Origin of the sequence: Sphingomonas sp. URHD0057 (assembly GCF_000620665.1) — a bacterium.
In the GTDB taxonomy this organism is placed as follows: Bacteria; Pseudomonadota; Alphaproteobacteria; order Sphingomonadales; family Sphingomonadaceae; genus Sphingomicrobium.
Map to the genome: position 1 here is coordinate 657,464 of NZ_JIAU01000005.1, position 24,223 is coordinate 681,686.

The 24,223-nt window shown below is 65.2% G+C and carries 28 protein-coding genes and 1 pseudogene; 22 read left to right on the plus strand and 7 right to left on the minus strand.

The features are described 5' to 3' along the window. The first annotated feature begins 39 nt into the window (after nucleotides 1-39). Together N539_RS0103615 and N539_RS15270 are read left to right on the plus strand one after the other, a co-directional pair. Nucleotides 40-1,272 carry a threonine ammonia-lyase gene (locus N539_RS0103615; RefSeq protein WP_028969159.1) on the plus strand — a complete coding sequence of 411 codons (1,233 nt, stop codon included), beginning with the start codon at nucleotides 40-42 and terminating at the stop codon, nucleotides 1,270-1,272. Nucleotides 1,273-1,411: 139 nt separating this feature from the next. Beyond that, nucleotides 1,412-2,224 carry an arginyltransferase gene (locus N539_RS15270; protein WP_051531269.1) on the plus strand — a complete coding sequence of 271 codons (813 nt, stop codon included), beginning with the start codon at nucleotides 1,412-1,414 and terminating at the stop codon, nucleotides 2,222-2,224. A 56-nt stretch (nucleotides 2,225-2,280) separates the two neighbouring features. On the opposite strand, the gene ctrA is transcribed toward N539_RS15270, so the two are convergent. Further along, nucleotides 2,281-2,994, minus strand: coding sequence for a response regulator transcription factor CtrA (gene ctrA / locus N539_RS0103625; protein WP_028969160.1), 714 nt, complete (start codon nucleotides 2,992-2,994; stop codon nucleotides 2,281-2,283). 224 nt (nucleotides 2,995-3,218) lie between these two features. Here ctrA and N539_RS0103630 point away from each other — a divergent pair, with 224 nt between their 5' ends. The 3 genes from N539_RS0103630 to N539_RS0103640 are packed head-to-tail and all read left to right on the plus strand — an operon-like array spanning nucleotide 3,219 to nucleotide 4,751. Continuing rightward, on the plus strand, nucleotides 3,219-3,869 hold the full coding sequence (locus N539_RS0103630; protein ID WP_028969161.1) for an RluA family pseudouridine synthase: 651 nt from the start codon (nucleotides 3,219-3,221) through the stop codon (nucleotides 3,867-3,869). Beyond that, on the plus strand, nucleotides 3,859-4,269 hold the full coding sequence (gene arfB, locus N539_RS0103635) for an alternative ribosome rescue aminoacyl-tRNA hydrolase ArfB (RefSeq protein WP_028969162.1): 411 nt from the start codon (nucleotides 3,859-3,861) through the stop codon (nucleotides 4,267-4,269). The genes N539_RS0103630 and arfB overlap by 11 nt, the downstream gene beginning before the upstream one ends. Beyond that, complete coding sequence (locus tag N539_RS0103640) at nucleotides 4,269-4,751, plus strand: GAF domain-containing protein (RefSeq protein WP_028969163.1); 483 nt, start codon at nucleotides 4,269-4,271, stop codon at nucleotides 4,749-4,751. Before arfB ends, N539_RS0103640 begins: the two co-directional genes overlap by 1 nt. A gap of 3 nt (nucleotides 4,752-4,754) precedes the next feature. Here N539_RS0103640 and N539_RS0103645 read toward each other — a convergent pair whose 3' ends face one another. From N539_RS0103645 to N539_RS0103655, 3 genes are all read right to left on the minus strand, one after another. After that, nucleotides 4,755-5,324 carry a hypothetical protein gene (locus tag N539_RS0103645; RefSeq protein WP_028969164.1) on the minus strand — a complete coding sequence of 190 codons (570 nt, stop codon included), beginning with the start codon at nucleotides 5,322-5,324 and terminating at the stop codon, nucleotides 4,755-4,757. Continuing rightward, nucleotides 5,317-6,771, minus strand: a complete 1,455-nt coding sequence (locus N539_RS0103650; protein WP_028969165.1) for a PASTA domain-containing protein — start codon at nucleotides 6,769-6,771, stop codon at nucleotides 5,317-5,319. The genes N539_RS0103645 and N539_RS0103650 overlap by 8 nt, the downstream gene beginning before the upstream one ends. An 86-nt stretch (nucleotides 6,772-6,857) precedes the next feature. Beyond that, entirely contained in the window at nucleotides 6,858-7,328 is a 471-nt protein-coding gene (locus N539_RS0103655; RefSeq protein ID WP_037551801.1) for a universal stress protein, read from the minus strand. A gap of 123 nt (nucleotides 7,329-7,451) precedes the next feature. On the opposite strand from N539_RS0103655, the gene N539_RS0103660 reads away from it, so the two are divergent. Genes N539_RS0103660 through N539_RS0103700 form a run of 9 tightly spaced genes read left to right on the plus strand, consistent with a single transcriptional unit; the run spans nucleotide 7,452 to nucleotide 15,133 of the window. Next, nucleotides 7,452-8,777, plus strand: a complete 1,326-nt coding sequence (locus tag N539_RS0103660; protein WP_028969167.1) for a pyruvate dehydrogenase complex dihydrolipoamide acetyltransferase — start codon at nucleotides 7,452-7,454, stop codon at nucleotides 8,775-8,777. Nucleotide 8,778: 1 nt separating this feature from the next. After that, entirely contained in the window at nucleotides 8,779-8,985 is a 207-nt protein-coding gene (locus N539_RS17615) for a hypothetical protein (RefSeq protein WP_028969168.1), read from the plus strand. Nucleotides 8,986-9,029: 44 nt separating this feature from the next. Next, a complete protein-coding gene (locus N539_RS0103670; RefSeq protein WP_051531272.1) occupies nucleotides 9,030-9,359 on the plus strand; it encodes an acyl-CoA thioesterase in 330 nt (109 codons plus the stop codon). Between the two features lie 26 nt (nucleotides 9,360-9,385). After that, on the plus strand, nucleotides 9,386-9,793 hold the full coding sequence (locus N539_RS0103675; protein WP_156029736.1) for a hypothetical protein: 408 nt from the start codon (nucleotides 9,386-9,388) through the stop codon (nucleotides 9,791-9,793). Then, complete coding sequence (gene lpdA, locus N539_RS0103680; protein WP_028969171.1) at nucleotides 9,786-11,198, plus strand: dihydrolipoyl dehydrogenase; 1,413 nt, start codon at nucleotides 9,786-9,788, stop codon at nucleotides 11,196-11,198. The genes N539_RS0103675 and lpdA overlap by 8 nt, the downstream gene beginning before the upstream one ends. Nucleotides 11,199-11,224: 26 nt before the next feature. Continuing rightward, nucleotides 11,225-12,502 carry a Xaa-Pro dipeptidase gene (locus N539_RS0103685; protein ID WP_028969172.1) on the plus strand — a complete coding sequence of 426 codons (1,278 nt, stop codon included), beginning with the start codon at nucleotides 11,225-11,227 and terminating at the stop codon, nucleotides 12,500-12,502. Continuing rightward, nucleotides 12,499-13,446 carry a cation diffusion facilitator family transporter gene (locus N539_RS0103690; protein ID WP_028969173.1) on the plus strand — a complete coding sequence of 316 codons (948 nt, stop codon included), beginning with the start codon at nucleotides 12,499-12,501 and terminating at the stop codon, nucleotides 13,444-13,446. The genes N539_RS0103685 and N539_RS0103690 overlap by 4 nt, the downstream gene beginning before the upstream one ends. A 54-nt stretch (nucleotides 13,447-13,500) precedes the next feature. After that, nucleotides 13,501-14,184 carry a hypothetical protein gene (locus N539_RS0103695; protein ID WP_028969174.1) on the plus strand — a complete coding sequence of 228 codons (684 nt, stop codon included), beginning with the start codon at nucleotides 13,501-13,503 and terminating at the stop codon, nucleotides 14,182-14,184. Between the two features lie 52 nt (nucleotides 14,185-14,236). Continuing rightward, nucleotides 14,237-15,133 (plus strand): aminotransferase class IV, encoded by an 897-nt coding sequence (locus N539_RS0103700; RefSeq protein WP_231462861.1) that lies wholly within the window; start codon nucleotides 14,237-14,239, stop codon nucleotides 15,131-15,133. Here the strand turns inward: N539_RS0103700 and N539_RS15275 are convergent. Continuing rightward, nucleotides 15,094-16,299: a hypothetical protein gene (locus N539_RS15275; protein ID WP_037551805.1), complete on the minus strand. Its 1,206-nt coding sequence runs from the start codon at nucleotides 16,297-16,299 to the stop codon at nucleotides 15,094-15,096. The two genes, N539_RS0103700 and N539_RS15275, sit on opposite strands and share 40 nt — an antisense overlap. Before the next feature lie 45 nt (nucleotides 16,300-16,344). Here N539_RS15275 and N539_RS0103710 point away from each other — a divergent pair, with 45 nt between their 5' ends. After that, nucleotides 16,345-17,073, plus strand: coding sequence for a hypothetical protein (locus N539_RS0103710; RefSeq protein WP_028969176.1), 729 nt, complete (start codon nucleotides 16,345-16,347; stop codon nucleotides 17,071-17,073). 5 nt (nucleotides 17,074-17,078) lie between these two features. On the opposite strand, the gene N539_RS0103715 is transcribed toward N539_RS0103710, so the two are convergent. Both N539_RS0103715 and N539_RS0103720 read right to left on the minus strand, forming a co-directional pair. Beyond that, nucleotides 17,079-17,345: a hypothetical protein gene (locus N539_RS0103715; RefSeq protein WP_156029737.1), complete on the minus strand. Its 267-nt coding sequence runs from the start codon at nucleotides 17,343-17,345 to the stop codon at nucleotides 17,079-17,081. A 53-nt stretch (nucleotides 17,346-17,398) separates the two neighbouring features. Then, on the minus strand, nucleotides 17,399-17,956 hold the full coding sequence (locus tag N539_RS0103720) for a YbhB/YbcL family Raf kinase inhibitor-like protein (protein ID WP_081774156.1): 558 nt from the start codon (nucleotides 17,954-17,956) through the stop codon (nucleotides 17,399-17,401). A gap of 108 nt (nucleotides 17,957-18,064) precedes the next feature. On the opposite strand from N539_RS0103720, the gene N539_RS0103725 reads away from it, so the two are divergent. The 7 genes and pseudogenes from N539_RS0103725 to rplC all read left to right on the plus strand — a co-directional run. Continuing rightward, nucleotides 18,065-18,397 carry a hypothetical protein gene (locus N539_RS0103725; protein ID WP_028969179.1) on the plus strand — a complete coding sequence of 111 codons (333 nt, stop codon included), beginning with the start codon at nucleotides 18,065-18,067 and terminating at the stop codon, nucleotides 18,395-18,397. A 206-nt stretch (nucleotides 18,398-18,603) separates the two neighbouring features. Further along, nucleotides 18,604-18,975 carry a 30S ribosomal protein S12 gene (gene rpsL / locus N539_RS0103730; protein WP_028969180.1) on the plus strand — a complete coding sequence of 124 codons (372 nt, stop codon included), beginning with the start codon at nucleotides 18,604-18,606 and terminating at the stop codon, nucleotides 18,973-18,975. 69 nt (nucleotides 18,976-19,044) lie between these two features. Then, nucleotides 19,045-19,515, plus strand: coding sequence for a 30S ribosomal protein S7 (rpsG, locus tag N539_RS0103735; RefSeq protein ID WP_028969181.1), 471 nt, complete (start codon nucleotides 19,045-19,047; stop codon nucleotides 19,513-19,515). A gap of 66 nt (nucleotides 19,516-19,581) precedes the next feature. Continuing rightward, a complete protein-coding gene (fusA, locus tag N539_RS0103740; RefSeq protein WP_028969182.1) occupies nucleotides 19,582-21,678 on the plus strand; it encodes an elongation factor G in 2,097 nt (698 codons plus the stop codon). A gap of 74 nt (nucleotides 21,679-21,752) precedes the next feature. After that, nucleotides 21,753-22,943, plus strand: a complete 1,191-nt coding sequence (gene tuf, locus N539_RS0103745) for an elongation factor Tu (RefSeq protein WP_028969183.1) — start codon at nucleotides 21,753-21,755, stop codon at nucleotides 22,941-22,943. A gap of 119 nt (nucleotides 22,944-23,062) precedes the next feature. Beyond that, nucleotides 23,063-23,374, plus strand: coding sequence for a 30S ribosomal protein S10 (rpsJ, locus tag N539_RS0103750; RefSeq protein ID WP_028969184.1), 312 nt, complete (start codon nucleotides 23,063-23,065; stop codon nucleotides 23,372-23,374). 170 nt (nucleotides 23,375-23,544) lie between these two features. After that, nucleotides 23,545-24,210 (plus strand): annotated as a pseudogene (rplC, locus tag N539_RS15280) (50S ribosomal protein L3); the annotation flags it as partial. Between the last annotated feature and the right edge of the window lie 13 nt (nucleotides 24,211-24,223).

Here is a 24,223-nt window from a genome sequence, read left to right on the forward strand (position 1 = left end):
TTGTTCGCGCGCCGATGAAGAGCTAGGCCTCGCCGCGCCATGCTCCAGACGACCCCGATGCAGCCGCCCACCATCGACGACATTCGCGCAGCCGCCCAGCGCATCGACGGCGCGGTGATCAAGACCCCGATGTTGGTCAGCACGACCCTGTCCGAGATCCTCGGCGCGGAGGTCTGGCTGAAGTTCGAGAACCTCCAGTTCACCGCCGCCTACAAGGAACGCGGCGCGCTCAACAAACTGCTGCAATTGCCGCCGGAAGATCGCGCGCGCGGAGTGATTGCGGCGTCCGCCGGCAACCACGCCCAGGCAGTCGCCTATCACGCCAAACGGCTCGGCATTCCGGCCGTGATCGTCATGCCTGAGTCGACTCCGACGGTGAAGGTCACCCAGACCGCCGGGCACGGCGCGCAGGTCGTTCTTTACGGCAAGATCGTCGACGATGCCTTTTCCAAGGCGCGCGAGCTCGCGCTCGAGAATGGCTATGTGTTCGTCCACGCGTTCGACGATCCGCAGATCATCGCCGGAGCCGGAACCGTCGGTCTTGAGATGCTCGACGCGGCGCCGGATCTGGATATCATCACGATCCCCATCGGCGGCGGCGGGCTGATGTCCGGCGTGGCGATCGCCGCGCGCGCGCTGAAGCCCGACATCGAGCTGATCGGCGTCGAAGCGGAGCTCTATCCGTCGATGAAATGCGCGATCGAAGGCTGCCATCTGCCGCTTGGCGGGGACACGCTTGCGGAAGGCATTGCCGTGAAGCAGCCGGGCGAGCTCACCTCGCGCATCCTGAAAGATCTCGCCGACGATGTCGTCCTCGTTTCCGAGCGGGACCTCGAGCGCGCGGTGTCCATGCTGGTCGGAATTGAAAAGACGGTGGTCGAGGGCGCGGGCGCGGCGGGCCTCGCCGCGATGCTGGCGCAGCCCGGGCGCTTCAAGGGCAAGAAGGTCGCGACGATGCTGTGCGGCGGCAACATCGACACGCATTTGCTGGCCAATGTGCTGGTCCGCGACCTCGTCCGGCAAGGCCGCATCGCCCGGCTCCATGTCGCGGCTCACGATCAGCCCGGAGCGCTCGCGGCGATCACGGCCAAGGTCTTCGAAGCCGGGGTCAACGTGATCGAAATCAACCACAGCCGGATCTTCACCCGGCTTCCCGCCAAGGACACCATGATCGAGGTCGAGTGCGAGGCCCGCGACCCGCAGGCGATCGACGATGTGGTGACGCGACTCGAAGCGGCGGGCTTCCGCGTCGAGCGCGCTTCGCTCGACTGAGTCTTCGCCCAAACGGGGACATTTGGCCGTCTCTTACCGGGACATCGGTAAAATTCCGGCCGCTTCCCTGCACCTCAACCCTTTTCTTCGGCGTTTACCAGCCGCATAAAGAGCTTCCTAACCATGGGAGAGGGTCCGGGTGAGCGCACCATTCCGCTTCCCGAAATTCTTCGTGACGAACCCGAGCCCGTGCCCGTATCTGCCGGGCAAGGTCGAGCGGAAGGTCTTCACCGAGCTTTCGGGACGCCATTCGAGCGAGCTCAACGAGGCGCTGGGCCGGATCGGCTTCCGCCGCAGCCAGTCCGTCGCCTATCGCCCCAGCTGCATCGATTGCTCGGCGTGCGTGTCGGTGCGGGTGCTCGCCGCCGAGTTCGAGCCGACCGGGAGCCAGCGCAAGCTGATGCGCCGCCACGCCGACTTGGAGGTCAGCGCGTGCAAGCCGTGGACCACCGACGAGCAATATGCGCTGCTTCGCCGCTATCTCGCCGAGCGCCATCCGGGCGGCGGCATGGCGGAAATGGACGAGAGCGACTTTGCCGACATGGTCGAGCAGACGCCGGTCCGCACCTACGTCATCGAATATCGCGAGCCGGGCGTCGACGGGCGGCCCGGCAAGCTGGTCGGCGCATGCCTCAGCGACCAGCAGAGCGACGGGCTCAGCATGATCTACAGCTTCTTCGATGTCGGCCCCAAGGCGCGCAAGGGCCTCGGCACCTACATCATCCTCGACCACATCATCCGCGCCGCGCGCGCCGGCCTGCCTTATGTCTACCTAGGCTATTGGGTCGAAGGCTCCCCGCGGATGGATTACAAGACCAGCTTCCATCCGCTCGAGCGCCTCGGCCGCGACGGCTGGCGGCGGACGGATATCGCCGAAACGGACCAGCCGCTCGCATCGCCCCTCAACCTCCCCACCCGCGGCGACCGCGGCCGCCTGGTGATCGACGCCTAAAAAAAAGGCGGGGCGCCGAAGCGTCCCGCCTTTCCCTTTTCCCCCGCTGAAATTCGTTAAGCGACGGCGGCCTGCGGCTCCGGCTCGCTGACCTCTTCCGGATCGCGCAGCACGTAGCCGCGGCCCCAGACGGTCTCGATGTAATTGGCGCCGCCGCAAGCCAGGCTCAGCTTTTTGCGCAGCTTGCAGATGAAGACGTCGATGATCTTCAATTCTGGCTCGTCCATGCCGCCATAGAGATGGTTCAAGAACATCTCCTTGGTCAGGGTTGTGCCCTTGCGGAGCGACAGCAGCTCCAGCATCGCATATTCCTTGCCGGTCAGATGCACGCGGGCGCTGTCGACCTCGACCGTCTTGGCGTCGAGGTTCACGGCCAGCTTGCCGGTCCGGATGACCGATTGCGAATGGCCCTTCGAGCGGCGGACGATGGCGTGGATGCGCGCGACCAGCTCGTCGCGGTGGAACGGCTTGGTCACGTAATCGTCGGCGCCGAAGCCCAGCGCGCGGACCTTCGAATCCATCTCGCCGATGCCGGACAGGATCAGAACCGGGGTTCCGACTTTGGCCGTGCGCAGCTTTTTGAGCACGTCATAGCCGTGCATGTCGGGCAGGTTCAGGTCGAGCAGGATGATGTCGTAATCGTAGAGCTTGCCGAGATCGAGGCCCTCTTCGCCCAGATCCGTCGTATAGACGTTGAAGCCTTCGCTACCCAGCATCAGCTCGATGCTCTTCGCGGTCGTCGGCTCGTCTTCGATCAGCAGCACGCGCATTGCTGGTTCCCCCATTCGCGGCCGAAAGCGTTACCCGCCCTTAACGGCCTTGAAGCCCTCATTAACCATTCGAGGTCTGAAGGGAAAAGGTTAATATTGTGTAACGCGCTGATTTCCTTGGCCGGTTGCAATCGAGTCACAAAAGCATCCACAGCGGTGCACCCGTCAGGGCGCCGGAGTCGCGACGTTTGCGCTCCCGTGCGCGCTCGTTCATTCGGCTTGAAATGCTACTCGCGGACCGCATCCTCTACATCGACGCCGAGGCGATCGTGCTCGACAAGCCGGCCGGCCTGCCGGTCGACCCGCCGCGGCGGGGTGGCGATTCGATCGCGTCCAGATTGGAGGAGCTTCGCTGCGGTTTCGTGCGAGCTCCGACGCCGATGCACCGGCTCGACACCGACACCAGCGGCTGCCTCCTGTTCGCCCGCACCGCCAAGGCGCGCGCTCGCTTCCAACAGGCGTTCGAGACGCGGGCGGTCGAAAAATACTATATCGCCGTCGTGGGGATGGAGCTTGCCGACGACCAGGGCCTGATCGACGCGCCTCTCGCCAAGGTCTCGAGCGCCGAGGCCGGGTGGCGCATGGTGCACGATCCTCAAGGGCTCGAGGCGGCGACGCGGTGGAAACGGCTGGCCGTTCGCGACGGCGCGACGCTGGTGCAATTCCAGCCGCTGACCGGCCGCACGCACCAGATCCGCGTGCACGCCCGCGAGGCGTTTGGGCGCGGCATTATCGGCGACCGGGTTTACGGCATCCCTGGCGGTCCGATGATGCTCCATGCCTCGCGGCTGGTAGTGCCGCGCGGCGGCAAGCCCGCGATCGACGTGAGCGCGCCGCTTCCGGATTACTTCGGCGAATGGCGCGATGCGGCCTGAGGACGTCATCCTGCCAGACGACGCGCTGAGCGAAAGCTTCCTCGCCGCGACCGGCCCGGGCGGACAGAATGTCAACAAGGTCGCGACCGCGGTGCAGCTGCGCGCCGACGTCTTTCGACTTGGCCTGCACCCGGACGTCTATCAGCGCTTGAAGACGATCGCTGGGAGCCGGATGACGGGCGCGGGTGAGCTGTTGATCACCGCGCGGCGCTTCCGCACGCAGGAGGCAAACCGCACCGATGCGCGCCGCAGGCTGGCGGAAATGATCGCTGCCGCCCATATCGCGCCGCGCAAGCGCAAGGCGACGCGGCCGAGCCGCGCGGCCAAGGCCGAGCGGGTCGATAAGAAGAAGCAGCGAAGCGCGGTCAAGCGCACGCGCGGAAAGGTGGATTTCGACTGATGTACGACTTCAGGATCGAAGCGGCCGACCGCGCCACCCTGTACTGCGACCTCGCCTCGGCGCTCGAAGGCCTGGTCGCGGGCGAGCCCGATGCGATCGCCAACATGGCCAATGCCGCGGCGCTGATCTGGGAGAGCCTGCCCGACCTCAACTGGGTCGGCTTTTATCGGAACATTGGCGGGGAGCTGGTCCTCGGCCCGTTCCAGGGACGGCCGGCATGCATCCGCATCCCGTTCGGCACCGGCGTCTGCGGCGTAGCAGCGGCGACGCGCCAGGTGCAGCGCATCGAAGACGTCCACGCCTTTCCCGGCCACATCGCCTGCGACAGCGCTTCGAACAGCGAACTCGTCGTCCCGATCATGGGAGCGGACGGCGAGCTCATCGCCGTGCTCGACCTCGACAGCCCGAAGACCGCCCGGTTCACGCAGGAAGACGAGGCCGGCTGCGTCCGGTTGGCGGAGATTCTGGCGACCGCGCTTTGAGCGTTACGGCGATGTCGCGATGACCAGTCCCCCGTTCGCGAATTCATAGGGGCGGCAGAGCGGGACCGGGTCGAGCTCTATCTTCTTCAACTCCCGCTTGTCGTAGCTCAGGGTGGCCGAAGCGGACATCTTCGCGGCCTCGATCGCCGCCAGCCTGCCGCCGCGGATGATCAGCACCGCGCTATCCACCTTCGCTTCGAACGTCAGCGTGAACGTAAGCGGCGGAAGCATGATGGGGTCGCAATGGATCGTGACAATCGGATGGAGCACGACGGGAAATTTGTGCTTCGCTAGCGGAAGCTCCTTCTCGGCGTCGGGCTTGCCCGCCGTTTGCCGCGCGAGTTCCTGAACTTCAATCGCGGTACCCCACCCTTTGCCAATCCATTCGATCGGGTCGATCTTGCCGAGGCAGTCCTTGAGTCCGTTCAGAACTGTCTTCTGTGTAAGGCCCCAGTGAACCCTGGCGATACGCGACCCGCCTTCGGCGAGCTTGTCCTGGATCGCCTGCGCTTCCTTCTCCAGGGTTTCGCTGTCCGGTAGCTCCTCAAGTGTGACGCTGGCTGGGCTATCCATCGTTCGTCTCCGCAATCGGCAAGGGTTCCGGTACGCTCGCGCCGCCCCATTCGAGGTCAACCTGCGTCGAAAATCTCGGCCAGCCGGGAATGCGGGGAAGGCTGGCCGGGGGGATGGGCGCGCCCGCTTCAATGTCCCAGCTTGGATAGAGCTTCGGGACCGGCGGGAAGATCGTGTGAATTGCGAACGCGATCGCGCCGAGACCGAGCAGGCCGGCGGCGATTGCCAACCACGGGACTTCGGGGCCGCAAGTATCTGGGGACGGGACTGAGAACGAGGCAGTGGCGCTGATGTCCCGGCCTGAGCCGTCGTGGAGTGTCAATGTCGGCGGCGGGCTGCAAACCGAATAGAAATCGGCGGTCAGCGTGAGCGATTTGCTTATCTCGCCAGCAGCGAAGCGTAGCGGATGCGGCAAGCCATCGGGTGAAATGACTTCGTTCCCCTGGCGCACATCGTAATCAAGCTCCGAAACGGAGGTCGGGCCTGTCTTGTCGACCCGGAATGTAAGGCTTTGCCCACGCTCCGCACGCACCGGCACGACGATCACGTAGGTTGTCGCCGTCGTCGTGGCCGTGCTCACGGGCGTGGTCGCCGGCGGCGCATCGAGAATCCGGACGGTGACTGAGCCAGGATCTCCGACCGCCGCATCCTTGCCGGTCTTGAGGCTGATCGTAACCGACTGATCTCCGTCGCCCGCCGGCCCCTTCGCCGTCGCGATGGCGACCGTTTGCTCGGCATTTTGTTGCGCGCTTGCAGGGAACTCGATCGATGTGGGCTGCTCGGCCAACAACTCGGCGTGATCGTAGCTCAGGCCGATCTTGTGCGGGCGGCACTCTTTGGCGTCGCGATGGATGGTGAGCGTCAGCGAATCCCCTTCATGAACCTCGGCCGGCGCGGAAATCGTGAACCGCGGCGGCCTGAACATGGCCATCTGATACTGGTAGCAATCTGAATCGGCAGGCGGCGTTGGATCATGATTTACTGCGGGCGGTGGCGGAGGTGGCGGCGCCGGCTGGACTGCCGCGGGGATGACTGGGGCCGGAGCGACGACTGGCGCCATGATCGGTGGCGCAGGGCAGGTCTCCGTCGCCGGGATCCGGCTTCCGTCGGGGCACAGCTGCATGGCGAGCGCCGGCGGATAGCCTCGTCCGGTCGACACGCTGAGCGTGACGACTCCGTCGTCCTGCGATTGCCGCGTGACCAGGCCTTGAGGAACCCCGGTCACCGACTCGTCGACAACCTCTCTTACCCGGTAGTCGTATCGGGCGAGCACTTTGGCTGCGTCGCTCCAGCGACAGCCGCTGAAATCCGGGAATCCCCCCTCGTGGAGAACCATTTCAGCTTGCTTGGGATTGCAACGTGGCAGGTCGATCGGTTGCGTCGAAGCGATGCCGGACACACTCGCGATCCAGCAGGCAAAGATCAGGAACGCGGCAATGCGCGGCATCCCGTCCCCCCAGGGTTACGATCCCGAGCCGATCGTTCGAGTAATCCTTATCACAGACGGGCGGAGAACGGCAGTAGGCGGTGCCGTCAGCTCAGTTGCTCCAGCCGCTCATCGTCGAGCGATCCGGGAATCAGCATCACCGGGCACGGCAGCTTGCCTGCGTCGGTGCCGCAGAAGCTTGAGACCAGCGGACCCGGATTGCCGCTTGGGGCGGCGCCGAGCACCAGCGCGGCGATGTCCGGGCGTTCGCCGACATAGTCGCGTACCGCACGCACGCCTTCGCCCTGCTGGACGATGATCGTGGCTTCGACCCCCGATTCGTCGAGGATCTCGCCGATCGCGGCGCTGACCACGCCTTCGATCCTCAGCCGCTGCTCCTCCTCGATCGCCGCCTGGACGCCGCCGAACTGCACGAAGTCCTGGGGCTCGACGATGCCGAGCACCTCGATCCGACCGCTCGTTTTGGCCGCGCGCCGTGCCGCGAAGCGCAGCGCCACGCGCGCTTCGGCGCTGTCGTCGACGACGACCAGGTAAGTGCGTTGAGGATCGTTACTCATCCGCACCAACTGCTGCGTTAATCTGGCGTTCAGCGCAAGCGGGCCGCCAAGCGGCTCACCGCGCACTTGACCGCAACCGCCGCATTGGCTTTGGACCGCAGGCTTCTTCAGGACACGCTTGTCATGCCGATCGAACTCAAGATGCCCGCGCTTTCTCCGACGATGGAGGAGGGCACGCTCGCCAAATGGCTGGTCAAGGAAGGCGACGAGGTGAAGTCCGGCGACATCCTCGCCGAGATCGAGACCGACAAGGCGACGATGGAGTTCGAAGCGGTCGACGAGGGCAAGATCGCCAAGATCCTGGTGCCCGAAGGCACCGACGGAGTGAAGGTCGGCGCACCGATCGCGATCATGGCGGGAGAGGGCGAGGACGCTTCAGCCGCGGCTGCCGCCGCGCCGAAGCCCGATACACCCGCTCCTACACCCAAGGTGCCGGAGCCGAAGGCCGACGCGACGCCCAAGTCGGCCCCGCCGCCGCAGGCGCCCGTCGAGACTCCGGTAGCGCCATCGCAACCGGCGGCCGCGCCTCGCGCCGAGGGCGATCGGATCAAGGCTTCGCCGCTCGCCCGCAAGCTTGCTCAGGCGCAGAGTATCGATCTGTCGAGCCTGCAGGGCAGCGGCCCGGGTGGACGGATCGTCCGTGCCGACGTGGATGCTGCGGTCGGCAAGGCGCCCGCTGCCGCTCCGGCTGCTCAACCCGCCGCGGCTGCTCCGGCGCTTGGCACCCATTTGGTCGTGCCGGGGCCGATGGAACAGGCGATCCCGCACGAAGAGGTCAAGCTATCGAATATCCGCAAGACCATCGCGCGCCGCCTGACCGAGGCGAAGCAACAGGTTCCGCACATCTACCTGACCGTCGACATCCAGCTCGACGCGCTGCTCAAGCTCCGCGGCGAGCTCAACAAGGGCCTCGAGAGTCGCGGCATCAAGCTCAGCGTCAACGACCTCTTGATCAAGGCACTGGCCCAGTCGCTGATCGAAGTGCCCGAATGCAACGTCGCCTTCGCCGGCGACCATATGTTCAAGTACAGCCGCGCCGACATTTCGGTCGCGGTGTCGATCCCCGCCGGGCTGATTACCCCGATCATCGCGTATGCCGACACCAAGAGCGTGTCCGCCATCTCGACCGAGATGAAGGATCTCGCGGGCCTCGCACGCGACGGCAAGCTCCAGCCGCAGCAATATCAGGGCGGCACCGCGAGCCTGTCGAATATGGGCATGTTCGGGATCAAGCAGTTCGAGGCGGTGATCAATCCGCCCCAGGGCATGATCATGGCGATCGGCGCCGGCGAAAAGCGGCCCTACGTCATCAATGACTCGCTCCAGATTGCGACGATCATGAGTGCGACCGGCAGCTTCGACCATCGCGCGATCGACGGTGCCGACGGCGCCAGGCTGATGCAGGCGTTCAAACGCCTGGTCGAAAACCCACTGGGAATGCTGGCCTGAGATGAAGTGGCTGACTGCCTTGATCCTGGGTGCGATCCTCGGCGGCATCCTGCCGACCGTCATCGATAGTCAGTCGGGTTCCTGGATGGAGTCCTGGGCCAGTTGGGGAACCGTCCGTCCGAATGCCGGCGGGTTTCTGTTTTCGATTCCTGTGTTCCTGATCACGGCCGTCGGCGCTCGGATGTTCTTCAACTGGCACAACCACTGAGCGGGGATTTGTCCGAACGCCCGCCCCTGATTCGAGTCACGGCGATGCCGGCCGACACCAACCCTTATGGCGGCGTGTTCGGCGGCTGGCTGATGGGGCAGATGGGCCTTGCTTGCGGTTCGTTCGCCTCGCGGCGGACCAAGGGCAAGGCGATCTTGGTTGCCGCGGACGGACTCAAATTTCCCGGCGCGATGGCGGTCGGCGACGAGCTCAGCGTCTATGTCGACTTGCTGAAAGAAGGCCGCACGTCGCTTCGGCTCAAGGCCGAAGCAATCGCAAGGACGCGAGACGGCGACACGGAAACGGTGGTGGCGGAAGGTGAATTCACGTTCGTCGCGCTCGATCAAGCGGGCAAACCGAGGCCGGTGGAATGACAGGCCGGGAAACCAATCGTGGTTTCGTGCTGGCGCTGTTCTGTGCGCTGCTCGCGACGCCGTACGCCGCCAGCCAATATGAGCAAGCGAACGCGCTCTCGTGCTGCGAAAATCCGCCGGCAAACGCGCTCTGGGTCGGGCTGACCGTCGTGGCGGTCGCGGTGTTTGCCGCACGGCCGTTGATGGTGTGGCTCTCGGAACGACTGTACGCGGCAAGCTCCATTGTTCGGCTGGCATCGCTCGCGCTCATCGGCGCAGCAATCGGCGCCGTGGTTGGGTGGTCGCTGTTTGGTTTGACTCTGCTGGAGACGGAATCCGGACAGGATCTGTCGACCTGGGGAGTTACTCCTGGCGCGCTCGTCGGAGTTGGAGCTGCAATTGGCTGGTGGCTTGGTACGGAAATACTCGGGCCCAAGAAGGTGAGAAATGGCTGACACTTACGACCTGATCGTCCTCGGCTCGGGCCCCGGCGGCTATGTCGCCGCGATCCGCGCCACGCAGCTGGGCCTGAAGACCGCGATCGTCGAGCGCGAGCTGTTGGGCGGGATCTGCCTCAACTGGGGCTGCATTCCGACCAAGGCGCTGCTGCGCTCGGCCGAGATCTACAATTATCTCCAGCACGCCGAAGCGTACGGCTTGAGCAACGACAAGCCGTCGTTTGACCTTGCCAAGGTGGTCGCGCGCAGCCGGGCTGTGTCCAAGCAGCTCAATCAGGGCGTCGCGCACCTGATGAAGAAGAACAAGATCACGGTAGTGATGGGCGAGGGCAAGCTCACCGGCAAGGGCAAGCTCAGCGTCACCGTCGACGGTAAGGCGACGGAGCTGCAGGCCAAGCACATCATCATCGCGACCGGTGCACGCGCCCGCGACCTGCCGTTCGCCAAGGCCGACGGCAAGCGCATCTGGACTTACCGCCACGCCATGACTCCGGCCGAGATGCCGACCGAGCTCCTCGTTATCGGCTCGGGCGCGATCGGGATTGAGTTCGCGAGCTTCTATGCCGATCTCGGCGCAAAGGTGACCGTGGTCGAGATGCTCGACCGCATCGTCCCCGTCGAGGACTCGGAGGTCAGCGCTCAGCTCGCCAAGAGCCTGACCAAGCAGGGGCTGGTCATCCATACATCCGCCGGCGTCGAGAGTCTGAAGACCGACGCCAAGGGCGTCGCCGCCACGATCAAGACCAGCGACGGCAAGTCGGTCGAGCATCGCTTCAGCCATGCGATCGTCGCGGTCGGGATCGCCCCCAACACCGAGAATATCGGGCTCGAGCCGCTCGCGGTGAAAACCACCAAGGGCCATATCGACACCGACCCCTACGGCCGCACCAACGTGCCCGGGCTATGGGCGATCGGCGACGTCACCGCGCCGCCGTGGCTCGCGCACAAGGCAATGCACGAGGCGGTGACGACCGCGGAGGCAATTGCTCAGGAGCTCGGCAACAAGGACGTCCACCCCCACGCCGCCGATCCGAAGAACATCCCCGGCTGTACCTACTGCCGCCCGCAGGTCGCCAGCGTCGGCCTGACCGAGGCCGCGGCGAAGGAGGCCGGCTATCAGGTCAAGGTCGGCAAGTTCCCGGCGATCGGCAACGGCAAGGCGATTGCGCTCGGCGAGGTCGACGGCTTCGTGAAGACCGTGTTCGACGCCAAGACCGGCGAGTTGCTCGGCGCGCACATGATCGGCGCCGAAGTCACCGAGCTGATCCAGGGCTACACTGTCGGCAAGACCGCCGAGCTGATCGACGAGGATTTCGTCCAGACCGTCTTCCCGCACCCGACCTTGAGCGAGATGATGCACGAGGCCGTGCTTGCCGCCGACGGTCGGGTCCTGCACATTTGAACGCTGACTTGGGGGATACGCCACACGTGAAGACCATCCTGCTCGCCGCGGCTGCGGCTGTTTCGTTCACCGCGCCGGCCTCGGCCGCGACCGTCGTCACCGCCGACCGCATGCTCGACGTCGCCACTGCCCGCTACATCGACCATCCGGCGATCTTCATCGGCGACGATGGGCATATCCAGTCGATCACCAATGCGGCGACGGTGCAATATCCGGCGGGCACGAAGCGTATCGATCTGCCGGGCGAGACCTTGCTCCCTGGCCTCATCGACATGCACGTCCATTTGACCAGCCTCGCCGAGATCGGCGGCTATCAGGGCCTCAAATATACCGACAATTTCTGGACCGCGGTCGGCACCGCCAATGCGAAGACCACGCTCAACGCCGGCTTCACCACCGTCCGCAACGTCGGTTCGTCGGACTTCGCCGACGTCGCGCTAATGGAGGCGATCGACGGCGGCTGGATCCAGGGCCCGCGCATCGTTCCCGCGACCTACGCGATCGGCGCGACCGGCGGGCATTGCGACGACACCGGCCTGCCGCCTTATTACGACAAGAAAGCGGACTCGGTGATCAGCGGGCCGGCGGACGCGCGCGAGAAGGTTCGCTGGTTGCACAAATATGGCGCCGAGGTGATCAAGATCTGCGCGACGGGCGGCGTGTTCTCATTGGGCGACAGCGTTGGCGCGCAGCAGCTCAGCCTCGAGGAGATGAAGGCGATCGCCGACGAGGCGCATATGCTCGGCCTCCGCGTCGCCGCACACGCTCATGGCGACGAGGGCATCCACGACGCCATCCTCGCCGGCATCGACACCATCGAGCATGCCAGCCTGGCCAGCGACGCCTCGATCCAGCTCGCCAAGCAGCACGGCACCTGGTTCGACATGGATATCTACAATGACGACTACATCCTCGCCACCGGCACCAAGAACGGCACCGAGCAGGAAAGCATCGACAAGGAACGGATGATCGGCCTCAAGCAGCGCCAGACTTTCCAGCGCGCGGTCCGCGCCGGGGTCAGGATGCTGTTCGGCACCGACGCCGGCGTCTATCCGCACGGCGACAACGGCAGGCAGTTCGCGAAGATGGTCCAGTGGGGAATGACCCCGATCCAGGCGATCCGCGCCGCAACGACCAGCGCCTCGGAAGCGCTTGGGCGGAGTGATGTCGGGGCGATCGAGCCCGGCCGCTGGGGCGACATCATCGCGGTACGCGGCGACCCGCTCGCCAATGTCGCGGTGCTCGAGCATGTCGATGCGGTCATCAAGGGTGGGCAGTTGGTGAAAGGCCCAGCCGCGCAGTGAGCTCCCCGACCGCCAGTAATCGTACCCTCGTCATCGCGTTCCTCGCGAACCTCGGCATCGCACTCGCGAAGTTCGTTGCCGCGGCGATCACCGGCTCGTCGGCGATGCTGACCGAAGGCGTGCATAGCGTCGTCGATTCCACCAACCAGCTGCTGCTGATGTGGGGACGCAGACAGTCGCGCAAACCGCCCGACAAATATCATCCGCTGGGTTACGGCCGCGAGCTCTATTTTTGGAGCTTCGTCGTCGCCGTGCTCGTCTTCTCGCTCGGCGCCGGCGTGTCGATCTATGAAGGCATCATTCACATTGCCGAGCCCGAGCACGCGGTGTCGCCATATTGGGCGTACGGGGTGCTGCTGGTGGCGTTCCTCCTCGAAGGCTGGTCCACGCTCGAGGCATTCAACGAATTCCGCGAGGCGAAAGGCAAGCTCGGCTGGATCGAGGCGATCCGCCGGTCGAAGGACCCGCCGGCGTTCATCGTGCTGCTCGAGAATGGCGCGGCGATGGCGGGCATCGTCGCAGCTGCGATCGGCGTATTCATTGCCCAGCTGACCGGCGACCCGTTCTACGATGGCGCCGCGTCGGTCGTGATCGGCGTCATCCTCGGCGTCACCGCATTCGTGCTCGCCTACGAATCGAAGGGCCTGCTGATCGGCGAGGCGGCCGATCCCGACCTCGTGCGGAGCCTGCGCGAGCTCGTCTGCAGCAAGGAGGGGATCGTCGGCGTCGGGCACATCCTCACCGTCCATTCTGCGCCCGACCAGATCACGGCGATGATGAACGTCGACTTCCGCGACACCATCAGCGCCGGCGATGTCGAGCGCATCGTTCGCGAGGTCGAGCGCGACGCGCACGAGGCGTGGCCCGAGGTCCGTCGCCTGTTCATCCGGCCGATGCACAATGCGGCGGAGGAGCGGAAGAAGGTCGAGGCGCAGAACCCTTAACCGTTCGCTAGCGCTGTTGCGTTAGGCTTTCCCGATCAGCGGGAGCCGTTTGGGATGCACAGCTTCTATTACAAGAAGGGCGCGAATGCCCTGGGCGCGGCGACGCTCGCCTTGTTTGCGATCGGATCCGGCAAGCTCTGGTACGACCATGGCGGGGTCACGCTGCTGTTGTTCGCCATCGTGATGGTGGCGGGCGCGGCGAAGACGACATTGGATGCGCTGAGCTCGGAGCCGGCGCTGAAGTTCGACCGCCACTCGCTGTGGGTGCGCAAGGCGTTGGGCGGCGGCCTTCACGAGGTGCCGTGGCGCGATGTCCACGACATCGGGCTGAAGGTCCACACCGTGCGCTACATGGGCATCATTCCGGTGAGCCGCACCGCTTATGTCACGATCACCTGCGAAGGCGGATGGTTCGGCGCCCGCCGCCTCCGCCTGGCGACCAGCGCGCTGGGCCTGTCGCCGGCACGTTCGGCCGAGTTGGTCGAGATTCTGAAGCAGGCGCATGTCGATGCCGTCGGCGTCGCGGCGGCGGCAATGGCGGCGGCGGGGAGCCAGGGCTGGGGCATTGAGACGCGCCTGGCTCAGCCGGAGATCGCCGACAGCGGCTTCGACCCCGACGCGGCGCTCGCGCGCTATCAGGCGGCACAGCAGCGGCAGGTCCGCGAACCGCATCCCGCTGCGGCGGTTGCTCGCCCGGCCGTCCCGCAACGGCCGACCTTCGGGCGCCGCGTCAGCTAGCCCGGTTGCCAATCGAGGCGCCGCGCTCCACCGTGCCACCATGGCAAAATCCATGCATGACGTGTCCGACCCCCGGAACGCGTCGATTCTGATCAACGTCAATGGTGAGCTGAAGCCGCGGGCCGAAGCCGTCGTCTCCGTGTTCGACAGCGGCTTCATGCTCGGCGACGGCGTGTGGGAGGGCCTGCGGGTTCACCAGGGGCGGATTGTATTCCTCGACCGCCACCTCGACCGCCTGTTCGAAGGCGCCAAGGCGCTCGCCATGGACGTCGGGCTATCGCGCGAAGAGGTGACGAGCCGGCTCTATGGCACGCTTGGCGCGAACGGCATGGATGAGGGCGCTCACATCCGGCTGATGGTCACGCGCGGGGTGCGCTCGACGCCCTATCAGGACCCCCGGGTGGTGGTGACGCCGGCAACCGTGGTCATCATCCCGGAATATAAGGAGCCCGATCCCGCGGTGTACCAGCGGGGGCTGAAGCTGTTTACCGTTCACGTCCGCCGCGGCGACCCCGCGGTCCAGGACCAGAAGATTAACTCGCATTCCAAGCTCAACTGCATCCTGGCCTCGATCCAGGCCACGCAGGCGGGCGCGGACGAAGCACTCATGCTCGACCCGCACGGCTTTGTCGCGACCTGCAACTCGACCCACTTTTTCATTGTCCGCAAAGGCGAGGTGTGGACGTCGAGCGGCAAATATTGCCTCGGCGGCGTCACCCGCGCGCTGGTGCTCGAGATTGCGCGCGAGGCGGACATTCCGGCGATCGAAAAGGATTTCTCGCTGACCGACGTTTACGGCGCCGACGAGGCGTTCACGACGGGCACGTTCGCGGGCATCGTGCCGGTGCGGGAGATCGACGGGCGCGCGCTCAATTGCCCCGGGCCGAGGGTCGAACGGCTCCGCCGGCTCTACGCTGAGCGAATGGAGAGCGAAGCCGCGCGCGGCTGATTGAGGGCCTCGATCCCGCTTGCGCGAAGCAGCGAAAGCATTCCCGCAAGCGCGGCCGCGGCGAAGCCTGCGCCGGCAAGCGCCGGGTACGGCCAGTGATACCAATAGATATAGGTGAGCAGCGAGATCAGCGAAGCCAACTGGACTGCGATTGCGATCCTGATCGCGGGCCGCGTCCCGGCGCTCAGCGCGAGCACGAGCGACAGCACGTCGGCGAGGAAATAATAGCGCTCCAGCATCTTCGGGAGAAGGAACGGCAGGGCGGTCGCCGAAACCAGCGCGAGCAGGAGCAGCGCGTTGCGGTCGCGGATCGACCGCGCCGCAAGGGCCGCGATTGCAATGGCCGCGGCAATCGCGGCCGCATAACCGACGACGAAATAGCTCCGGCTGGCCTGATCGGCGAAAATCGTCGCCGCGATCCACGGATTTCCGAGCTTCCCGGCAAATTGCACCAGCGCCGCCTGGCCGGGATAGACCATCAGCAGCTTGCCAAGCGGCCAGCCGGCCAGCCAGGCGGGAACGAGCGTTGCCGCGAAAGCCGCCGGCGGGATCGCCCACTGCCATAGGGGCGCGCGCCTTCCGATCATCGCACCGATGATCACGGGCGCGATGAACGCCGCCTGCGACTTGAAGGCGAACGCAAGGCCGCACCAGACGAGCGAGCGGACGGTTTCGCCGCGCATCATGGCCGCCAGCGCGAGCACGCAGGCGCCGGCCCACAAGGCATCGCACTGGCCGAGCAGGGCCGCATTGATGATCACGGTTGGCAGCACCAGTGTGAACACCGCCAGCCTCGCTGGTGCGCCCAGGGTCCTCAGGAGATTCGCGACGTCGAAGGTCAGGAACAGGCTGCCCGCGACCGACAACAGCTTGATGATGGTGATTGGCGCCAGCAGCTCGTGACCGAGCGAGCCCGCGGCGAGCAGATAGAGGTAGGCCGGCTCGTAGTTGCTGAACGGGTGAGCGAAAGCGGCGATCGGGCCGTAATGCACGATGTGCGCGAACCACGGCTCGAGGAAGATTGACATGTCCGGCGGCCGCGTCGACCAGTAAAGCGCATGGGCGCACAGGGCGAGGACAAGCACCGATGCGAACTGGAAGCCCGACAGCGCAGGCTTCGGCTCCGCTCGCTCAGCTATCGCCGTCGTGACCAGGGTACCGCACATCGCCTGCGCTCATGGCCGGATCATGGTTAAGATCGGGTTCTCGCGGTGACGATCCGCATCGCGATGTGGTCGGGGCCGCGCAACCTTTCGACGGCGATGATGCGCAGCTTCGGCAGTCGCCCCGACACGTTCGTTTCCGACGAGCCGTTCTACGGGGCCTATCTCAAACGGACCGGCGACCCGCAGCCAATGGCCGACGAAGTGATCGCGTCGATGGACTGCGACTGGCACAGCGTCGCGCGGGCGATGGCGGGGCCTGCCCCCGGCGACCCGGCGATCTGGTACCAAAAGCACATGGCGCACCACATGGTCGGCCCGATCGCGCACGACCACTTGCCGGGCTTGCGCCACGCCTTCCTCATCCGTGACCCGGATCGGGTCATCGCCAGTTACTCGGCGAAGCGGGAGAAGGTCCGCCCCGAGCATCTCGGCAGCGACCGGCAAGTCGAATTTTTCGAGCGCGAAGCCGATCGCCTCGGCCACGCGCCGCCGGTGGTCGACAGCGCCGACATCCTGCGCGACGCCGCGGCCATGCTCGAGCGCTTATGCGGGGCGCTGGAGATTTCCTGGGACCCCGCCATGCTGAGCTGGGCGCCGGGGCCCCGGCCGACCGACGGCATCTGGGGGCCGCATTGGTACGATGCGGTCAACCGCAGCGCGAGCTTCGGCACGCCGGACGAGCAGCCAATCGCGCTGACGAAGGAGGAGCAAGCGGTCGCGGACGCCGTCCGGCCCTCTTATGACCGGCTCGCCGCCTATCGCCTCAGGCCCTGACGTTGCTAGGCGAGGACCCTGACGCCTTCTCTCGCCCACTCCTTGTCGACGTCGACGCCTTGCTCCGCCCATTCGGCGCGAGTCCAGCACTCGGTCGTTTCGACCAGGCTGCCGGTGTTCGGGTCGACGTGCATGCAATAGCGGGTGTCCGCAGTGCCGGCTGGCGCGGTCGCAGTGGTTGCCGGCACGATCGGGTCCGTATCGGGCTGCGCAACCAGCGGCGACGCCGGGACGATCAAGCTCAAAGCGGCGATCAGTTTCATATGGGCCATGTGCTGTCTCCTTGAGTGGTAACTTTGACGGCCGTGACGGAGCCTAGCGCCGATCATTTCCTTTCGAAAGTACCGACCAGTTCGCCCTGGGCGATGGCGTGCTTCGCCGCTTCGGCCTCGACATCGGCGACCTTCGCCTCCCTCCCGAGGTTCAAGCGATCGACGTCGAGAGCGAACAGCTTGAAATGATAGTGGTGAACGCCGTGCCCGGGCGGCGGGCAGGGGCCGGTATAGCCGGGCGTGCCCTTGTCGTTCTTGACCTCCGTGCCGATCCGCTGGCCGGCATCGATCGCCCGCGCGCTGGCGGGGATGTCATAGACGCCCCAGTGCCGGAAGGTGCCGCTGGGGGCGTCCGGATCGTCGATCACCAGCGCGAAGCTTTTCGTCCCTTCCGGCGCCTCTCCCCACTTCAGCGCCGGTGAGTGGTTGGCGCCGTCGCAGCTGTATTCATTAGGAATCGGCTGCCCGTTGGCGAAAGCATCGCTGGTCAGGTTCAGTCTGGTGAGGGTGGCGTCCACGGCCGTTCCTCCATTGGTTTCGTTCGTCGCGTTCGTGCCGCTGCCGCAGCTGGCGAGGGCAATGACGAAAGCGGCGGCGAATAAACGGCGCATGGCGCGTCCCCGTTGCGAATGATGCGGTCAACGACAAGCCGAACGCGCTGTTCCGACTTTGGCGGCGGGCCAAGCCGTGTTATAGGGCTAGCACAGCAAAGGTGCAGCATGGCCGATGATCCGTGGCGCGAGTTCAAGCGCGCCCTTCAGAACCACCAGCGTGAGCTCAATCAAAGGATCGCGCAGGCTCGCAGCGAGATGCTGGCGGCAATGACGGAAGCGCAGAACGACATGGCGCGCGCCGAGGCCGAGTTCGACGAGATGATGGCCGCGGCACGCAAGCAGGTCGAGCTTCACCCCGACTGGCCGCGGCCGGAAGACTTCATAAAGCTGCCAAAACCTCGCCGCCGCCGGAGACCCCGCGGCGGCGAACCGGCACCGGTGGCGCCGCGGCCCAAGCCGAAGCCGCTGGTCGATGGAGCGGAAGCACCGATCGAGTAATCCGCCGCCTCCTGCGGTTGACCCTGCACCGCACCATCGCTATGTGCCCGCCCGTCCGAGCGTTCCGTGATTCACTCGCGCCGGGCAAGAGCTGAACATTGCTCAGGAACGTGAAGGCCGGGTGGCCAGGGGTCGCCAGGACTTCACGCTTTTGCTTTGGGCAAAGTAACCGCCGGGATTTCCGGCAACGAAAGGTGAAGGGCTTCATGCCGACGATTAACCAGCTGATCCGCAAGGGTCGCGAACCGCAGAAGGCCAAGTCGAAGGTCCCTGCGATGGAGCAGAACCCGCAGAAGCGCGGCGTCTGTACCCGTGTCTATACGACCACCCCGAAGAAGCCGAACTCGGCGCTGCGCAAGGTGGCCAAGGTCCGCCTGACCAACCAGCGCGAAGTGATCAGCTACATTCCGGGCGAGGGCCACAACCTCCAGGAGCACAGCGTCGTGCTGATCCGCGGCGGCCGTGTGCGCGACCTTCCCGGCGTCCGCTACCACGTGCTTCGCGGCGTCCTCGACACTCAGGGCGTGAAGGATCGCAGGCAGTCCCGCTCCAAGTACGGCGCCAAGCGCCCCAAATAACCAGGCCAGAGTAAGCCCCGGGCGTCACTCAAGTCCCGGACCGGCTGAACAGAGAAAAGGAATAGTCCAATGGCTCGTCGTCGCCGTCCCGAGAAGCGTGAAATCCTTCCGGATCCCAAGTTCGGGGACATCGTCCTCTCCAAGTTCATGAACAGCGTCATGTTCGACGGCAAGAAGTCCGTCGCCGAGGGCATCGTCTACGGCGCGCTCGAAAGCGTCGAGACCCGCCTCAAGCGGGAGCCGATCGGCGTGTTCCATGACGCGCTCAACAATGTGAAGCCGGGCATCGAGGTTCGCTCTCGCCGGGTTGGCGGTGCGACCTACCAGGTGCCGGTCGAAGTTCGTCCCGAGCGCGCCCAGGCACTTGCCATCCGCTGGTTGATCACTGCGGCTCGCGCGCGGTCGGAAAAGACCATGGCCGGCCGCCTGTCGGGTGAGCTGATGGACGCCTCGCAGAACCGCGGCAACGCGGTCAAGAAGCGCGAGGACACGCACCGCATGGCCGAAGCGAACCGCGCCTTCAGCCACTACCGCTGGTAGTTTTCGTACCTATATTCGGGGAGGCCGGATCCGCCGGCTCCCCACATCGCTAAGGAAGCTCAAGAAATGGCCCGCAGCCATCCGCTCGACCGCTATCGCAACATCGGCATCATGGCGCACATCGACGCCGGCAAGACGACGACGACCGAGCGCATCCTCTATTACACCGGCAAGTCCTACAAGATCGGCGAGGTCCATGAGGGCACCGCGACCATGGACTGGATGGAGCAGGAGCAGGAGCGGGGCATAACCATCACGTCGGCGGCGACGACCTGCTTCTGGGCGGCCGACGAGGGCAAGGGTCCCGAGCACCGCATCAACATCATCGACACGCCCGGCCACGTCGACTTCACCATCGAGGTCGAGCGTTCGCTGCGCGTGCTCGACGGCGCGGTCGCCTGTTTCGACGGCGTTGCCGGCGTCGAGCCGCAGTCGGAGACCGTCTGGCGCCAGGCCGAGAAGTACAAGGTGCCGCGGATGTGCTTCGTCAACAAGCTCGACCGCACCGGCGCCAATTTCGAAATGTGCGTCGGGATGATCAAGGATCGCCTCGGCGCGCGTCCGGCCGTGCTCTATCTGCCGATCGGCATCGAAGGCGGCTTCAAGGGCCTCGTCGACCTGGTCGAGAACCGCGCAATCATCTGGCTCGACGAGAGCCTCGGCGCGAAGTTCGTCTACGAAGAGATTCCGGACGACCTCAAGGACGCCGCTGCGACCGCGCGCATGGATCTCATCGAGATGGCGGTCGAGCAGGACGACGCCGTCATGGAATCCTACCTCGAGGGCAATGAGCCCGATGTCGCGACGCTGAAGAAGCTGATCCGCAAGGGGACGCTCAACTTCTCGTTCGTGCCGGTGCTGTGCGGCTCGGCGTTCAAGAACAAGGGCGTCCAGCCGCTACTCGATGCGGTGGTCGACTATCTGCCGAGCCCGCTCGATATTCCTCCGGTCGAGGGCCTCAAGCTCGACGGCGAGACCACCGAAACCCGCGCCCCGTCCGACGATGCGCCGTTCGCGGCGCTGGCGTTCAAAATCATGAACGACCCGTTCGTCGGGACGCTGACCTTCGCGCGCATCTATTCGGGCAAGCTCGAGACCGCGTCGCAGGTCACCAACTCGGTCAAGGACAAGAAAGAGAAGGTCGGCCGCATGCTGCTGATGCATGCCAACGACCGCGAGGACATCCAGATCGCCTATGCCGGCGACATCGTCGCGCTTGCCGGCCTCAAGGACACCACGACTGGCGATACTCTGTGCGCCGCGAACGCTCCGATCATCCTCGAGCGGATGGAGTTCCCCGATCCGGTCATCGAGGTCGCCGTGGAACCCAAGACCAAAGCCGACCAGGAGAAGATGGGCGTCGCGCTCAATCGCCTGGCGCGCGAGGATCCGTCGTTCCGCGTCACCACCGACCATGAATCGGGCCAGACGATCATCAAGGGGATGGGCGAGCTCCACCTCGAGATCCTCGTCGACCGCATGAAGCGTGAGTTCAAGGTCGAGGCCAATGTTGGCGCTCCGCAGGTGGCCTATCGCGAGTATCTCGCGAAGCCGGTAGATCTGACCTACACCCACAAAAAGCAGTCGGGCGGCTCCGGCCAGTTCGGCGAGATCAAAATCCACGTGGTCCCGGCCGAACGCGGATCGGGCTTCCAGTTCTTCGACGAGATCAAGGGCGGCAACGTCCCCAAGGAATACATTCCTTCAGTCGAAAAGGGCCTGCGCGAAACCGCCGAGACCGGATCGCTGATCGGCTTCCCGATCATCGATTTCGAAGTGCACCTGATCGACGGCAAGTACCATGACGTCGACTCCTCGGCGCTCGCGTTCGAGATTTGCGCGCGTGGCGCGATGCGTGAAGCGGCCCACAAGGCCGGCATCAAGCTGCTCGAGCCGATCATGAAGGTCGAGGTCGTCACCCCCGAGCAGTATCTCGGCGACGTCATCGGCGACTTGAACAGCCGTCGAGGCCAGGTTCAGAGCCAGGACACGCGCGGCAACGCCATGGTGATCGAAGCCATTGTGCCGCTCGCCAACATGTTCGGCTACGTCAATCAGCTGCGCTCGTTCACCCAGGGGCGCGCGCAGTACACGATGCAGTTCTCGCATTATGACGAAGTGCCGCAGAACGTTGCCGACGAGGTGAAGGCGAAGCTGGCATAACCGCGAAATTGTAGTTATGGGCGCGTCCGCGAACCGGGCCGTGCCCCGATTTTCCAGAGAAGAAGAGGCGTATAATGGCTAAGGCTAAATTCGAGCGCAATAAGCCGCACTGCAACATCGGCACCATCGGTCACGTCGACCATGGCAAGACGTCGCTGACCGCGGCGATCACCAAGGTTCTCGCCGAGACCGGCGGGGCGACGTACACCAGCTATGCCAATATCGATAAGGCCCCCGAGGAGCGCGAGCGCGGCATCACCATCTCGACCGCGCACGTCGAGTATGAAACCGCCGCGCGCCACTATGCGCACGTCGATTGCCCGGGCCACGCGGATTATGTGAAGAACATGATCACCGGCGCGGCGCAGATGGACGGCGCGATCCTGGTCGTGTCGGCCGCCGACGGCCCGATGCCGCAGACCAAGGAGCACATCCTGCTCGCTAAGCAGGTCGGCGTTCCGACCATGGTCGTCTACCTGAACAAGGTCGACCAGGTCGACGATCCCGAGCTGCTCGAGTTGGTTGAGCTCGAAATCCGCGAGGAGCTCTCCAAGCGCGATTTCGACGGCGATAATATTCCGATCGTCACCGGCTCGGCTCTGGCCGCACTCGAGGACAAGACCCCTGAAATCGGCAAGGAATCGATCCTCAAGCTGATGGAAGCGGTCGACAGCTGGATCCCGCAGCCGGAGCGTCCGCTCGACAAGCCGTTCCTGATGCCGATCGAGGACGTGTTCTCGATCTCGGGCCGCGGCACGGTCGTCACCGGCCGCGTCGAGCAGGGCATCGTCAAGGTCGGCGAGGAAGTCGAGATCGTCGGCATCCGCGACACCCAGAAGACCGTCGTCACCGGCGTCGAGATGTTCCGCAAGCTGCTCGACCAGGGCCAGGCGGGCGACAATATCGGCGCGCTTCTGCGCGGCGTCGGCCGTGAGGACGTCGAGCGCGGCCAGGTGCTGTGCAAGCCGGGCTCGATCAAGCCGCACACCGACTTCTCGGCCGAGGTTTATGTCCTGTCGAAGGACGAGGGCGGCCGTCACACGCCGTTCTTCGCCAACTATCGTCCGCAATTCTACTTCCGGACGACCGACGTCACCGGCGAGGTTGTCCTCCCCGAGGGCACCGAGATGGTGATGCCGGGTGACAACGTGAATCTGGGCGTCAAGCTGATCGCCCCGATCGCCATGGACCAGGGCCTGCGCTTCGCAATTCGCGAAGGCGGCCGCACCGTCGGTGCAGGGGTTGTGGCGAACATCACGAAGTAATATAGGGCGCCAACCGCGCGATTCTGGATCAGGGTCGCGCGGTTCGCTTTTGAGTTTGTTGAATAAAGCGGGCCGCAGCTTCGGCTGGAGTTCGTTGGCTCTTTCGCATCGGTAGGGATATGGAAACGCAGAACATCCGGATTCGCCTGAAGGCGTTCGATCATCGAGTGCTCGATCAGGCCACCGGCGACATCGCCGACACGGCGCGCCGTACGGGTGCTCTCATTCGCGGTCCTATCCCTCTTCCGACGCGGATCGAGAAATTCACCGTCAACCGCTCGCCGCACGTCGACAAGAAGTCGCGCGAGCAGTTCGAGGTGAGAACCTACAAAAGGCTGCTCGACATCGTGCAGCCGACGCCGCAGACGGTCGACGCGCTGATGAAGCTAGATCTCGCCGCCGGCGTCGACGTTGAGATCAAGCTGGCGTAACAGCCGGCGCCCCTCGCGGGGCAAATTGGGTGATACCGCCGGAGGATAGCTCCGGGCTGCGTCCCCGCCGCTTCCTTTAGGGAGCACTAGCCCAGGCGGGGCACGCAATATTTTGGATGGGCTGCACGCCCTCGGAATTGTCCGAGGGCCTCTGTTGAGGAGTTTGGATCATGCGCACCGGCGTGATCGCGAAGAAGGTCGGAATGACCCGCCTGTTCCAGGCGGACGGTCGGCACGTGCCGGTTACCGTCCTGCAGCTGGACGAGGTGCAGGTCGTCGGCCGCCGCGAGACGGACAAGGATGGCTACACCGCCGTCCAGCTCGGAGCGGGCAAGGCGAAAGCCAAGAACGTCGCCAAGCCGCAACGCGCCGCGTTCGGCAAGGCGGAGGTCGAGCCCAAGGTCCGCGTCGCCGAATTCCGCGTCGGCGAGGACGGTCTGCTCGACGTTGGCGCAAGCATCAGCGCCGACCATTTCGTGCCCGGCCAGCTGGTCGACGTCCAGGGCGTGACCCAGGGCAAGGGCTTCGCCGGCGCCATGAAGCGCTGGAACTTCAAGGGCCTGCGCGCCACGCACGGCGTTTCGGTCTCGCACCGTTCGCACGGCTCGACCGGCAACCGCCAGGATCCGGGCCGCGTGTTCAAGAACAAGAAGATGGCCGGGCACATGGGCGCGCGCAATCGCACCCAGCAGAACCTCGAGGTCGTCCGCACCGATCCGATCCGCGGCCTGCTGTTCATCAAGGGCTCGGTTCCGGGCCACAAGGGCGGCTGGCTGAGCGTTACCGACGCGATCAAGCTGCCGCGGCCCGACGCCGCGCCGTTCCCGGCCGGCCTGGTCGAAGACCGGA